Origin of the sequence: Marinobacter sp. W-8, from assembly GCF_044342215.1 — a bacterium.
Classification (GTDB): Bacteria; Pseudomonadota; Gammaproteobacteria; order Pseudomonadales; family Oleiphilaceae; genus Marinobacter; species Marinobacter nauticus.
The window spans coordinates 1,581,385-1,594,384 of sequence record NZ_CP172297.1 but is presented as its reverse complement, the minus strand read 5'-3'; the positions used below and the strand labels follow the sequence as shown (position 1 = coordinate 1,594,384).

Annotated in this window: 11 protein-coding genes; 4 read left to right on the top strand and 7 right to left on the bottom strand. The window is 57.6% G+C overall.

Features of this window, described 5'->3' with window-relative positions; genetic code table 11:
• The first annotated feature begins 40 nt into the window (after positions 1 to 40).
• Complete coding sequence (fabR, locus tag ACF8YQ_RS07305) at positions 41 to 667, top strand: HTH-type transcriptional repressor FabR (protein ID WP_113880206.1); 627 nt, start codon at positions 41 to 43, stop codon at positions 665 to 667.
• A gap of 11 nt (positions 668 to 678) precedes the next feature.
• On the opposite strand, the gene ACF8YQ_RS07300 is transcribed toward fabR, so the two are convergent.
• The 6 genes from ACF8YQ_RS07300 to guaB form a co-directional block, all read right to left on the bottom strand.
• The gene (locus tag ACF8YQ_RS07300; RefSeq protein WP_370257232.1) at positions 679 to 1,089 is read right to left on the bottom strand and encodes an HIT domain-containing protein; all 411 of its coding nucleotides are present in this window, start codon (positions 1,087 to 1,089) and stop codon (positions 679 to 681) included.
• An 18-nt stretch (positions 1,090 to 1,107) separates the two neighbouring features.
• Entirely contained in the window at positions 1,108 to 2,454 is a 1,347-nt protein-coding gene (locus ACF8YQ_RS07295) for a UDP-glucose dehydrogenase family protein (RefSeq protein WP_396623027.1), read from the bottom strand.
• A 33-nt stretch (positions 2,455 to 2,487) separates the two neighbouring features.
• Entirely contained in the window at positions 2,488 to 3,477 is a 990-nt protein-coding gene (gene galE, locus ACF8YQ_RS07290; RefSeq protein WP_222197447.1) for a UDP-glucose 4-epimerase GalE, read from the bottom strand.
• Positions 3,474 to 3,986, bottom strand: coding sequence for a tRNA adenosine(34) deaminase TadA (tadA, locus tag ACF8YQ_RS07285; RefSeq protein WP_113880232.1), 513 nt, complete (start codon positions 3,984 to 3,986; stop codon positions 3,474 to 3,476). The genes galE and tadA overlap by 4 nt, the downstream gene beginning before the upstream one ends.
• A gap of 21 nt (positions 3,987 to 4,007) precedes the next feature.
• Positions 4,008 to 5,585, bottom strand: coding sequence for a glutamine-hydrolyzing GMP synthase (guaA, locus tag ACF8YQ_RS07280; RefSeq protein ID WP_396623026.1), 1,578 nt, complete (start codon positions 5,583 to 5,585; stop codon positions 4,008 to 4,010).
• Between the two features lie 65 nt (positions 5,586 to 5,650).
• Entirely contained in the window at positions 5,651 to 7,114 is a 1,464-nt protein-coding gene (guaB, locus tag ACF8YQ_RS07275) for an IMP dehydrogenase (RefSeq protein WP_396623025.1), read from the bottom strand.
• A 190-nt stretch (positions 7,115 to 7,304) separates the two neighbouring features.
• On the opposite strand from guaB, the gene xseA reads away from it, so the two are divergent.
• The 3 genes from xseA to ACF8YQ_RS07260 all read left to right on the top strand — a co-directional run bounded on the left by xseA (position 7,305) and on the right by ACF8YQ_RS07260 (position 11,195).
• Positions 7,305 to 8,684 carry an exodeoxyribonuclease VII large subunit gene (xseA, locus tag ACF8YQ_RS07270; RefSeq protein WP_396623024.1) on the top strand — a complete coding sequence of 460 codons (1,380 nt, stop codon included), beginning with the start codon at positions 7,305 to 7,307 and terminating at the stop codon, positions 8,682 to 8,684.
• A gap of 62 nt (positions 8,685 to 8,746) precedes the next feature.
• On the top strand, positions 8,747 to 10,672 hold the full coding sequence (locus ACF8YQ_RS07265; RefSeq protein WP_396623023.1) for a propionyl-CoA synthetase: 1,926 nt from the start codon (positions 8,747 to 8,749) through the stop codon (positions 10,670 to 10,672).
• Positions 10,673 to 10,985: 313 nt separating this feature from the next.
• Positions 10,986 to 11,195, top strand: a complete 210-nt coding sequence (locus ACF8YQ_RS07260; RefSeq protein WP_011785214.1) for a cold-shock protein — start codon at positions 10,986 to 10,988, stop codon at positions 11,193 to 11,195.
• A 100-nt stretch (positions 11,196 to 11,295) separates the two neighbouring features.
• On the opposite strand, the gene leuA is transcribed toward ACF8YQ_RS07260, so the two are convergent.
• On the bottom strand, positions 11,296 to 12,990 hold the full coding sequence (gene leuA / locus ACF8YQ_RS07255) for a 2-isopropylmalate synthase (protein WP_228223451.1): 1,695 nt from the start codon (positions 12,988 to 12,990) through the stop codon (positions 11,296 to 11,298).
• Positions 12,991 to 13,000 lie beyond the last annotated feature (10 nt).

Here is a 13,000-nt window from a genome sequence, read left to right as displayed (position 1 = left end):
GGCTAGAATGCATGGTTTGATCGGACCATGGAGTAAGACGTTGGCCACCCGAGCGGAACAGAAACTGAAAACCCGTCGAGCACTGATGGACGCTGCCCTCGCCCAACTGAGCGCAGACCGGGGCTTTGGCAGCCTGAGTTTGCGGGAAGTCGCCCGGGAGGCCGGCATTGCCCCCACATCCTTTTATCGGCACTTCGCCGAGCTGGACGAGCTTGGCCTGGCCCTGGTGGACGAAGGCGGCGTGGCTCTGCGGCAGCTGATGCGCCAGGCCCGTAAACGTATTGCCCGGGACGGCAGTGCAATTTCCACTTCGGTGGACACCTTCATGGAGTACCTGGGTAACAACGCCAACCTGTTCCGCCTGATGCTGAGGGAGCGCACCGGCGTATCCAAGCCTTTCCGGACGGCGGTGAAAGCAGAAATCGACCATTTCGTAACGGAGCTGGCCGACGATCTTGGCCGGTTTGCCAACGAACAGAACAAACCCCTGGCGGAAGCCAGGATTGTCGCCGAAGCCATGGTCACACTGGTCTTCAATCAAGGCGCCGAGGCGCTGGATGCAACCCCGAAAGAGCGAGAAGAACTCAAGCAGAAATTGAAAACCGAGCTGAGAATGATTCTGGTGGGTTCCCAGACCCTGGCCCAGTGGCAGCAGGGTCTGGATTGAGCTACTAAATCTTAGGCAAGTTGCTCAAGTAGCGGCTGCAGCTTTGCTTTCACACTGGCTAGCTGCTCTTCTGTGTAAGGTACAGGAGGCTGCTTGCCCCACACCGGGCCCGGCCAGGCCGGGTCGCCCTGATAGCGGACAATATGATGCAAGTGCAACTGGGGCACCATATTGCCCAGCGCTGCCACATTCATCTTGTCTCCCGCAAACAGATCCATCATCCCCTCACTCAGCACCGAGGACTCCGCCAGCAATTGTTGCTGCTGTTCGCTCGCCAACTGGTAGATTTCCCGGATGCCGGATACCCGGGGCACCAGAATGATCCAGGGCCAGGTGCTGTCGTTCATCAGCAAGACATCGCAAAGACGACTCTCTCCCAGCTTGTGGGTATCCGCCGCCAAACGCTCATGAAGCTGGAACATCAACACCCTCCCCGACCATCAGACCGCTGAATGGAACTGGTTACGGCCGCGGCCAATGGCGTAGTAGATCAGGCCATGACGCTCCAGCATTTCCGGCTCGTACAGGTTGCGGCCGTCAAACACCACCGGCTCACTCAAGGTGGAGGCAATCACATCAAAGTCCGGTGAGCGGAACTCTTTCCACTCGGTGCAGATCACCAGTACGTCAGCATCCTTCAACGCCTGTTCTTTGGTACCGCACAAAGTCAGTCCGTCGTGATCTCCGTAGATGCGCTGGGTTTCCTCCATGGCTTCCGGATCGAAAGCCTGCACCTTCGCACCGGCTTTCCAGAGATCTTCCATCAGGGTGCGGGACGACGCTTCACGCATATCATCTGTGTTGGGCTTGAACGCCAGCCCCCACAGCGCCACGGTCTTGCCCTTCAGGTCACCCTGGAAGTAATGCGAGACCTTGTCGAACAGCACGTGCTTCTGGGCATAGTTGACGGCTTCGACTGCATTCAGCAGCTTGGATTCGTAATCACAGTCGCGGGCGGTGCGGGCCAGGGCCTGCACATCTTTCGGGAAGCAGGAACCGCCGTAACCGCAACCCGGGTAAATAAAGTGATAACCGATACGCGGGTCAGAACCGATACCCCGGCGCACTTCTTCAATATCCGCACCCAGCCGCTCGGCCAGGTTTGCCACTTCGTTCATGAAGCTGATCTTGGTAGCCAGCATGGCATTGGCCGCGTACTTGGTCAGCTCAGCAGAACGGATGTCCATGAAGATCATGCGATCGTGGTTGCGATTGAACGGGTAGTACACTTCCCGCAACAAATCCGCCGCCTTTTCGCTCTCGGTGCCGACCACAATCCGGTCCGGCTTCATGAAATCGTTGATGGCAGCGCCTTCTTTCAGGAATTCCGGATTGGACACCACATCAAAATCCAGTTCCAGCCCCCGCTTGTCCAGCTGGGCACGAACCGCCGCCTTGACCTTGTCGCCAGTCCCAACCGGTACGGTGGACTTGTCCACCACCACCTTGTAATCCTCCATGTGCTGCCCAATGGATTTCGCCACTGCCAGAACATACTGAAGGTCCGCAGAACCATCTTCATCCGGTGGCGTGCCAACGGCAATAAACTGAAGGGTGCCGTGTTTGACCGCCTCTTCGGTATCCGTGGTAAATAACAGGCGACCTGCCTCAACGGTGTGCTTGACGATGTTGTCCAGGCCCGGCTCGTAAATAGGGATCTGGCCGTTCTTCAGCTTTTCGATCTTGCCCTGGTCCACGTCCATGCACAGCACGTGGTGCCCGACATCCGCCAGACAGGCGCCGGTCACAAGGCCGACATAACCGGTTCCGAAAATCGTAATCTTCATGCAACTCTTCCTGAAAATTTAGAATGAAAACTGTCAGTGGCCTGCTTTCTTTTGCTGCCAGATCTTTTCCCAGGCCAGCGCGGTCCGCACAATGGTATTCAGATCATCAAAATCCGGCTGCCAGCCCAGGACACTCTTGATCCGAGTGTTATCGGCCATCAGCGCAGCCGGGTCGCCGGCTCGGCGTCCGGTTTCCTGTACCGGGAAGTCAACACCGGACTCGGTTTTCACCACATCAATCACTTCACGCACAGTGAAGCCACGGCCATAGCCACAATTAAGCACCTGAGACTCACCGCCTTTGGCCATATAATCCAGCGCCATAACATGGGCCTTGGCCAGATCTTCCACATGGATGTAGTCGCGGACACAGGTGCCGTCACGGGTCTCGTAGTCGGTGCCAAACACGCTCATACCATCTCTCTGCCCGGTCACGCACTCGCAGGCTACCTTGATCAGGTGCGTTGCCTCCGGCGTTGCCTGCCCCAACAAGCCGTCCGGGTTGGCGCCGGCCACATTGAAATAGCGCAGAATCACGTAATTCAGACTGCTGGCAGCGGCGAGGTCCATCATCATGCGCTCGCTCATCATTTTCGAGGCACCGTAGGGGTTGATGGGCGCCAGCGGAAGGTCTTCCGTCAGTACGGTTTGTTCGGGCATACCGTAAACCGCTGCCGTGGAGGAAAACACCATGTAGGGAACCTGATAGCGCTCAACCATCTTGAGAAGATTCAGGGTGTTACGGGTGTTATTGCTGTAATACTTGAGGGGGTTGGCAACCGATTCCGGCACCACAATATTGGCGGCAAAATGCAGCACCGCCTCGAATCCGTGTTCGGAGAACACCGCTTCAAGCGCCTGCTCATCGGCGAGATCACCCACCACCAACTCGCCGGCGGTCACGGCCCAGCGATAACCGGTAGACAAGTTATCAAAAACGACAATGTCGTGACCTGCCGCCGCCAGTTGACGCACAACGTGACTGCCAATATACCCGGCGCCACCCGTTACCAATACTTTCATGGAGCTTCGCTTCCCTTCCCTGAGTGTTGTTTGCGACGTTGCCGGATTTCACGGCGACGCCGGCTGAAAAATTCAGATATCACCTGACCACACTGCTCTGCCATCACCCCGGCGGAAACCTCTACCCGCCAGTTCAGGTGCGGCTCTTCCAGGGTTCGCCTGGCTGATTCCACAGCGCCGGCCTTGGGCTCCAGAGCGCCAAATACCAACCGGCTGACGCGGCTGTGAACGATCGCGCCGACACACATGGTGCAGGGCTCCAGTGTCACGTACAAGGTGGCACCGGCCAATCGATAATTGCCGACCCGGGCCGCCGCATCCCGTAACGCCCGGATTTCCGCATGGGCCGTAGGGTCACAGCCGGAAATCGGTGCATTGAAGCCCGCACCCACTTCCTTGCCGTCAAGCACAACCACGGCCCCTACCGGCACTTCACCGACAGCATCCGCCTGACTGGCCAGAGCCAGCGCCCGGGCCATCCACAATTCATCCTCAGCGGCTGTCGTCACCGTCAAACAGCTCCCAGCCGATTATTCCCACTCAATGGTTGCAGGCGGCTTGGAGGAGATGTCGTAGGTTACCCGCGAAACACCGGAGATTTCGTTGATAATCCGGTTTGACACCGTTTCAAGCAATTCATATGGCAGGCGCGCCCAGCGAGCCGTCATGAAGTCGACGGTTTCAACCGCGCGAATCGCAATGACATATTCATAGCGACGGGCATCACCCACTACACCCACCGATTTCACCGGCAGGAAGACGGCAAACGCCTGACTGGTCTTGTGGTACAGGTCAGCACGATGCAGTTCTTCCAGGAAGATCGCGTCGGCACGACGCAGAATGTCCGCATACTCTTTCTTGACCTCGCCGAGGATACGAACGCCCAGCCCAGGCCCCGGGAATGGATGGCGATACACCATGTCATATGGCAGGCCCAGCTCAAGGCCGATCCGGCGCACCTCGTCTTTAAACAGCTCACGCAGGGGCTCGACCAGCTTCATTTTCATGGTTTCCGGCAGGCCACCCACATTATGATGGGACTTGATGACGTGAGCTTTACCGGTTTTGGACGCCGCAGATTCGATCACGTCCGGGTAAATTGTGCCCTGAGCAAGCCAGTTCACATCTTTGATATTGGCTGCTTCGTCGTCGAACACATCAATGAAGGTATTACCGATGATCTTGCGCTTCTGCTCCGGATCGTTCACGCCCTTGAGCTTGGACAGGAACAAGTCTTCAGCGTCTACACGGATAACCTTAACGCCCATGTTACTGGCAAACATGTCCATCACCTGATCGCCTTCGTGCAGGCGCAGCAGGCCGTTGTCCACGAACACGCAGGTAAGCTGATCACCGATGGCTTTATGCAACAACGCCGCCGTAACCGAAGAATCCACTCCACCGGACAGGCCCAGCAACACCTTGTCGCTGCCGACCTGCTCGCGGATCTGACGAACCGCGTCATCCACGATTTTCGCCGGCGTCCAGAGTGCTTCACAGCCACAGATGGTCATCACGAAATGTTCCAGAATACGCTTGCCTTGCAGCGTATGCGTCACTTCCGGGTGAAACTGAACACCGAACAGGCCGCGGCTCAGATCCTGCATGGCTGCAATCGGCGCACTTTCAGTGGAAGCCAGCAGTTCAAAACCTTCCGGCATGGCCACCACTTTGTCGCCGTGGCTCATCCACACATCCAGCAGAGACTCACCAGCCGGTGTCAAATGGTCTGTGATGTCCGCAAGCAGCGGGCCCTTGGCACGTACTTTCACCTGGGCGTAACCGAACTCCCGCTTCTCGGAACTGGCCACCCGACCGCCAAGCTGCTCAGCCATGGTCTGCATGCCGTAGCAGATACCCAGCACCGGGATGCCACGATCAAACAGCCCCTCCGGGGCACGCGGGCCACCCAGCTGGGTTACCGATTCGGGGCCGCCAGCCAGAATAATCCCCTTGGGATTGAACTCGTTGAGTTCTTCATCGGTGATATCGAATGCCTTGATCTCGCAGTAAACCCCGATTTCACGAACGCGACGGGCGATCAACTGGGTGTACTGGGAACCGAAATCGAGAATCAGGATACGGTGGTCGTGAATGTTCTGGGCCATGGAGTCCTCGGGCTGTAAAGAAACAACGCGGCCCGGAAACCGGGCCGCGTCTGATCAGGCAAAGATTAACCGATTCGGTAGTTGGGCGCTTCTTTGGTGATGGTCACATCGTGAACGTGACTCTCACGCATACCGGCATTGGTAATGCGAACAAACTCAGGCTTGGTACGCATTTCGTCCATGGTGGCGCTACCGGTGTAGCCCATGGAAGCGCGGATACCGCCAACCAGCTGATGCACGATATTACGCATCGGGCCCTTACAGGCCACGCGGCCTTCAATGCCCTCCGGCACCAGTTTCTCGATACCCTTGCTGGCATCCTGGAAATAGCGGTCGCTGGAACCCTGGCCCATGGCGCCGATAGAGCCCATGCCACGGTACGCCTTGTAGCTGCGGCCCTGGAACAGTTCGACTTCGCCCGGGGCCTCATCGGTACCCGCCAGCAGGCTGCCGATCATGACGCAGTGAGCGCCAGCGGCAATCGCCTTGGCAATATCACCGGAGAAACGGATACCGCCGTCTGCGATCAGCGGCACACCGCAATCTTTCAGAGCCGCCGCCACATTGGAGACGGCAGAAATCTGAGGCACACCAATACCGGCAACGATCCGGGTGGTACAGATGGAACCGGGGCCGATACCTACCTTCACAGCATCAGCGCCAGCTTCGGCCAGCGCGATGGCAGCATCACTGGTGGCGATATTACCGCCAATGACCTGAACACCCGGGTAGTTTTCTTTCACCCAGCGAACGCGATCGATCACGCCTTTGGAATGACCGTGGGCAGTATCCACCACGATCACATCCACGCCGGCTTCCGCGAGCGCTGCAACTCGGGCTTGCGTGTCGCCACCGGTACTGACTGCAGCACCAACCCGCAGGCGCCCCTGCTCGTCCTTGCACGCCAGCGGATAGTCCTTGGCTTTCTGGATGTCTTTTACCGTGATCAGGCCACGGAGCTGGAATTCATCGTTTACCACCAGAACTTTCTCGATGCGGTGGCGATGCAGAAGCTCTTTTACCTCGTCCAGATCGGCGCCTTCCTTGACGGTAACGAGCTTGTCCTTGGGCGTCATGATGTCCCGCACCGGAGTATCCATGCGGCTTTCGAAACGGATATCACGGCCGGTCACGATACCGACAAGGTCATTGCCATCGACAACCGGGAGGCCTGAGATATTGTTGGCCATGGTGATATCGACCAGCTCGCGCACGGTGGTCTCGGGAGATACGGTGATCGGATCCTTGACCACACCACTTTCGAATTTCTTGACCTTGCGGACAGCAGCCGCCTGCTGCTCCACCGTCATGTTCTTGTGCATGATACCGATACCGCCTTCCTGGGCCATGGCAATGGCCAGCTCCGCCTCGGTTACCGTATCCATGGCCGCCGACACCAGCGGAATATTCAGGGTAATACCCTTGGTCAGCTGGGTTTTCAGGTCGACCTGGTGAGGGAGAACTTCAGAATATCCGGGCACGAGCAGAACGTCGTCAAACGTGAGGGCTTCTTCGGCAATACGCAGCATTGGGATCCGCCTTTTGAACATGCTAAGTTGGGAATTTCCGTGCCGCACCCGCGGCGGTGCGACAAAGCAAAATCCTTAATCGATCTATTATAAAGTGGTGCGTAAGGACAGTAAACCGCGCGGTTTTTGCCATTTGGTTGCATCTTTTTGAATTTCCGTTATTTTTGGCCATCTCTTTCGGCTATTGCTTATGAATAATCCTGGAGCCCGCCCTGTGAGCACCCCCTATCCGGACACCCGCCCACGAGCACTAACGGTCAGTGAGCTCAATCACCAGGCGCGCCACCTGCTGGAATCAAGCTTTATGCAGGTCTGGGTTGAGGGGGAACTCTCCGGCTTTTCCAGACCATCCTCCGGGCACTGGTATTTCTCGCTCAAAGATCAGAAATGCCAGATCCGGTGTGCCATGTTCCGTGGCGCCAACCAGCGCATCCGAACCCTGCCCCGGGAAGGTGACCAGATCCGGATTCGCGGCAAGGTGACTCTTTATGAGAACCGCGGGGATTTCCAGATCATCGTGGAACACCTCGAACCCGCCGGCCTGGGTGCGCTCCAGCAAGCTTTCGAGGCACTCAAAGCGAGGCTCCAGAGTGAAGGCCTGTTTGATCCGGCCCGAAAGAAACCGATTCCCGCCACGCCCAGACATATTGGCGTGGTTACCTCGCCAACTGGCGCCGCCATCCACGATATTCTGACGGTACTCAAGCGGCGCTGCCCGGCTATTCCGGTCACGCTCTATCCCACCACCGTTCAGGGCCAGGCGGCCACCGCAGATATTGTCCAGGCCATTGACCGTGCTCAACGGCACGGTCTCGCTGACGTCCTGATCATCGGCCGTGGTGGCGGCTCCCTGGAAGACCTTTGGTGCTTCAACGAAGAAGCCGTCGCCCGGGCCATTGCCGCCTGCGCCATCCCGACCGTCAGCGCCGTCGGCCACGAGGTTGACGTCACCATTGCTGATTTTGTCGCGGACCTGAGGGCACCCACGCCGTCGGCCGCAGCTGAAAAGATCTCACCCGACCAGCAGGACTGGCTCCGTCGACTGGCCGAGCAGCAGGGGCGCCTGGGCCAGTCTGCACGGCGGTTATTGCAACGACTGGATAACCAGTTGGGGCACCTGTCTGCCCGGCTTCGGGATCCTCGACGGGAACTGCTGGAAAAGGCGCAACGCATGGATGAACTAGAGCTGCGGTTGAACAAGGTGATCCGTGGCAGACTGGACCAGCAGAAGCAGAAAACCGATTACCTGCTTCAAAGGATGAGCGCGCAATCCCCACGCCGAACCCTGAAAACCGCAAGTGAACAGACCCAACGGCTCGAGGAACGCCTGACACTCGCGGCCCGGCACCTGCTGCGCCAAAAAGACGAGCGATTGCAGCACATTGCACAAACCCTTCATGTGGTCAGCCCTCTGGCCACCCTCGGAAGAGGCTACGCCATCGTCAAGGACGACCAGGGCCGTATTGTTCGCAAGGCCGGCGACCTGGAAACCGGCGATCAGATTACGGCAAGACTTGGACGCGGCTCGGTGTCGGCCCAGGTGACGGAGATCAATTCTTCGTCGGAATAGTGCCGCAGAGCCTGGCAACTACGCCTATGGTCTACTAGCCCCGGATTTCAAAGCTCCTAAAGTTGTCAATAACAACGATAAAACAACAACACGCACAACTGAGGTGGAGCACAATGAGCTACAACTCCGAATTTCGCCGGTCCATTGACCAGCGGGATGATTTCTGGCGCGAGCAGGCGCAGCACATCGACTGGATCAAAGCACCGAATACGATCTGGCGCGCCCTCGACAATGGCCACGGCGAGTGGTTTCCAGACGGGGAACTGAACACCAGCGACGTTGCTCTGGATGCCAATATCCGTGCCGGCCGTGGCGACCAGAAAGCCCTGATTTACGACTCCCCGGTCACCAATACCAAGCATTCATTTACCTACAACGAACTGCGTGATGAAGTCGCTCTGTTTGCCGGCGCCCTGCGCGCCCGCGGAGTCGAAAAAGGTGACCGCGTCATCATCTACATGCCGATGATTCCTCAGGCAGCCATAGCCATGCTGGCCTGCGCCCGGCTCGGCGCTATCCATTCGGTGGTCTTCGGCGGGTTTGCCGCACACGAACTGGCCGTTCGCATTGAAGATGCCAAGCCCAAGGCACTGATTACCGCCTCCTGCGGCATCGAAGTTACCAAAGTGATCGAATACAAACCGCTGGTAGACAAGGCCATTGAGCAATCAAGCCACAAACCGGAAGCCTGCGTGGTATTCCAGCGGCCGCAGGTCAAGGCAACCATGCAGGAAGGCCGAGACTTTGACTGGAACGAGATCGTGGCCAACGCCACCCCGGCTGATCCGGTACCCGTCAAGGCCAACGACCCGCTTTATATTCTCTACACTTCCGGTACCACCGGAAAACCCAAAGGCGTTGTCCGAGACAACGGTGGCCATGCCGTTGCCCTCACGTACAGCATGAAGCTGGTTTACGATGCCAAACCCGGCGACGTTTACTGGGCGGCCTCAGATGTTGGCTGGGTGGTGGGCCACAGCTACATTGTTTATGCGCCTCTCTTTACTGGCTGCACCACCATTTTTTACGAGGGCAAACCGGTAAAAACCCCGGATGCCGGCGCATTCTGGCGCGTGGTCCAGGACCACAAGGTCAATATGCTGTTCACCGCGCCCACCGCATTCCGTGCAGTGCGCAAGGAAGACCCGGAAGCGGATCAGTTGAGCCGCTACGATGTTTCCTCCCTCAAACGGATTTTCCTGGCCGGCGAGCGCCTGGATCCGCCCACCTATGAGTGGCTGAAGGAGCACACCGGGCTGCCAATCCTTGATCACTGGTGGCAAACCGAAACCGGCTGGGCCATTTGCTGCAACCCGGTCGGCATTGAAATGATGACTACGAAACCCGGTTCTGCAACCGTCCCCTCACCCGGCTTCAACGTTCAGGTAGTGGACATGGAAGGCAGCCAGGTACCAGCGGGCGAACAGGGCCAGATTGCAGTCAAACTGCCATTACCCCCGGGTTGCCTGATGACCGTATGGGGCGATGACCAGCGCTTCCAGAACAGCTACCTGAAGCCGATTCCGGGCTTCTACAGCTCCGGCGACGGCGGCTTTATCGATGATGACGGCTATGTCTTCATCATGGGGCGGACGGATGATGTGATTAACGTCGCCGGGCACCGGCTCTCTACCGGCGAGATGGAAGAAGTCGTTGCTTCCCATCCGGCCATCGCAGAATGCTGCGTGGTGGGCGCCCATGACGACATGAAGGGCCAGATTCCGGTTGGCCTGGTGCTGATCAAAGATGGCGCCACCATCGACCAGGACGAACTGGAGGAGGAACTGGTAGAGATGGTTCGCGAGAAGATCGGGGCTATTGCCTGTTTCCGCCGGGCCATCGTCGTTGACCGGTTGCCCAAGACCCGCTCCGGCAAGATCCTGCGCCGGATTATTCGCCAGATTGCCGATGGTGAGGAGTACACGGTACCCAGCACCATTGACGACCCGGCCATTCTGGAAGAAATCAGCGAGAAATTCGGTCGCTGATCAAAGGATCTTCCGCGGAGCCATAGAATACCCGGGGCACTCTTAACCGAGAGCAGCCCCGGGTTTCAGTATTATTACAACTCATTGTTTTTTATCAATTAAAAAACATCAGTTGATCATAAAAAAAACAATTGACGCCTTTCAAAGTCGGTCTATACTGAAAATTGCTGTGTACTTCTGCAGCGTTATTTGGCGAATGCGTTACAACGTCCTGCCCTTGGCTTTTCGTTGCCCCTTCCTCAGTGCGCTCCGGATGTCCCAGCTCGAAAGAAGGTCCCGTGAGGGAAAATTATCAGTAAGACAGGAAAGATCGATGTCCGATACCAAAACCGGCCACGTAAAGTGGTTCAACGAATCCAAGGGCTTTGGCTTCATCGCCCAGGAAGGCGGCAGTGACGTTTTCGTTCACTACAGTGCAATCAACGCAAACGGTTTCCGTACTCTGGCCGAAGGTCAGCAGGTACAGTTCACCGTAACCCAGGGCCCGAAAGGCCCGCAGGCCGAAAACGTAACGCCGCTCTAAGCCGTTATGTTAACGTCCTGATGCCCCTCACGGGCAGAAACAAGAAAGGCCGGTAATCCTGGGATTACCGGCCTTTCTGTTTGTTTAAGGGATTATCCGTTCAGGCAGTCTCGGCTGCTTCTGCAGAAATAGACTCGGACCGACTATCATCGAGCACCTGGGCTACAGCCGAGAACAGAGCTTGCAACGTTGCCGAGGTGGTATCCTCTGCCAGGGCTGCCGCACTGCAGTGCTTGCCATTGGCTGTGAGCCGTATGCATGCCAGAGCATTGGCATTGGTACCCTCGCCCAGCGCAAACTCATCATAGGCTTCAACCGCCACCGAGACCCCAAACTGCCGGGACAGTGCATCGGAAACGGCCTCAACGGCTCCCAACCCACGACCTTCAAGGGTAACCGGCGCGGCATCACCCCCAACAACCACCTCGGCCCGCACCCCATTGTCATCCCGATGCAGGTCATAGGAGCGAAGAGCCCAATCGCTGTGCACCTTCAGATATCGCTCTTCAAACAAACGGTGAATGGTGTGTGAGTCGATCTCGCCCCCATTGGTTTCAGCCTCGCGCTGAACCACCTTGCTGAACTCGATCTGCAGCCACCGCGGCAAGGTAATATCGTAGTCGCGCTCGAGTACGTAAGCGACGCCGCCTTTGCCGGACTGACTGTTGATACGAACCACTTCCTCGTATCGGCGACCGACATCGAACGGATCGATGGGCAGGTAAGCCACGTTCCAGGCATCGCCCTCTTTCCGACGGGAGAGACACTTGCGAATGGCGTCCTGATGGCTGCCGGAGAAAGCGGTAAAGACCAGCTCACCGGCATAGGGATGACGCGGATGAGTGGAAATTTCGGTGCACGCCTCCACCACTTCGGTGATTTCGGCCATGCCGGACAGATCCAGGGTAGGGTCAATCCCCTGGGAATACAGGTTCATGGCCATGGTGACCAGGTCCATGTTACCGGTGCGCTCGCCGTTGCCCATCAGGGTGCCTTCCACCCGGTCTGCCCCGGCCATCACGCCGAGTTCGGCAGCGGCCACCGCGCAGCCCCGGTCATTGTGGGTATGCAGGCTGATGCTGATGTGCTCCCGATAGCGAATGTTGTCACAGATCCACTCCACCTGATCTGCGAAGACATTGGGCGTTGCCATTTCAACAGTCGCCGGCAGGTTAATGATAACCGGTTGCCCCTGGTCCGGGCGCCAGACATCGTTGACGGCATCAATCACACTGGCCGCAAAGTCCAGCTCCGTACCGGTAAAACTCTCTGGCGAATACTGGAAGGTCCACTCCGTGTCCGGATAGCGGGCGGCGATATCCCGCACGATGGTGGCGCCGTGGACCGCGATATCGCGGATACCGTCCCGGTCCAGACCGAACACCTGCTCCCTCTGCACGGTCGAGGTGGAATTGTAAACGTGAACAATCGCCCGTTTGGCGCCCTCAAGGGCCTGATAAGTCCGCTCGATCAATTCAGGGCGAGCCTGGGTCAGCACCTGGATCTTTACATCATCCGGAATCCTGTTTTCTTCGATCAGCTTGCGACAGAAATCAAAGTCCGGCTGGCTGGCTGCCGGGAAACCGATTTCGATCTCCTTGAAACCCAGCTTGACCAGCAAATCGAATAAGCGCTGCTTCTGGGCAACAGACATGGGTTTGACCAGGGCCTGGTTGCCGTCCCGAAGATCTACAGCGCACCAGGCCGGGGCTTTCTGGATAACCTGATCGGGCCAGCGACGGTCTTTCTTGGCGACCGGCTGGAAAGCAACGTATTTGCGATGGTCAAAAGCCATGATGAAAATT

What these genes read in the sequence shown, in the direction of transcription:
- ACF8YQ_RS07300 (WP_370257232.1), bottom strand. Translation starts at nt 1,089, where the DNA reads ATGTTCCAGCTTCATGAGCGTTTGGCGGCGGATACCCACAAGCTGGGA.
- ACF8YQ_RS07295 (WP_396623027.1), bottom strand. Translation starts at nt 2,454, where the DNA reads ATGAAGATTACGATTTTCGGAACCGGTTATGTCGGCCTTGTGACCGGC.
- galE (WP_222197447.1), bottom strand. Translation starts at nt 3,477, where the DNA reads ATGAAAGTATTGGTAACGGGTGGCGCCGGGTATATTGGCAGTCACGTT.
- guaA (WP_396623026.1), bottom strand. Translation starts at nt 5,585, where the DNA reads ATGGCCCAGAACATTCACGACCACCGTATCCTGATTCTCGATTTCGGT.
- guaB (WP_396623025.1), bottom strand. Translation starts at nt 7,114, where the DNA reads ATGCTGCGTATTGCCGAAGAAGCCCTCACGTTTGACGACGTTCTGCTC.
- xseA (WP_396623024.1), top strand. Translation starts at nt 7,305, where the DNA reads ATGAATAATCCTGGAGCCCGCCCTGTGAGCACCCCCTATCCGGACACC.
- ACF8YQ_RS07260 (WP_011785214.1), top strand. Translation starts at nt 10,986, where the DNA reads ATGTCCGATACCAAAACCGGCCACGTAAAGTGGTTCAACGAATCCAAG.
- leuA (WP_228223451.1), bottom strand. Translation starts at nt 12,990, where the DNA reads ATGGCTTTTGACCATCGCAAATACGTTGCTTTCCAGCCGGTCGCCAAG.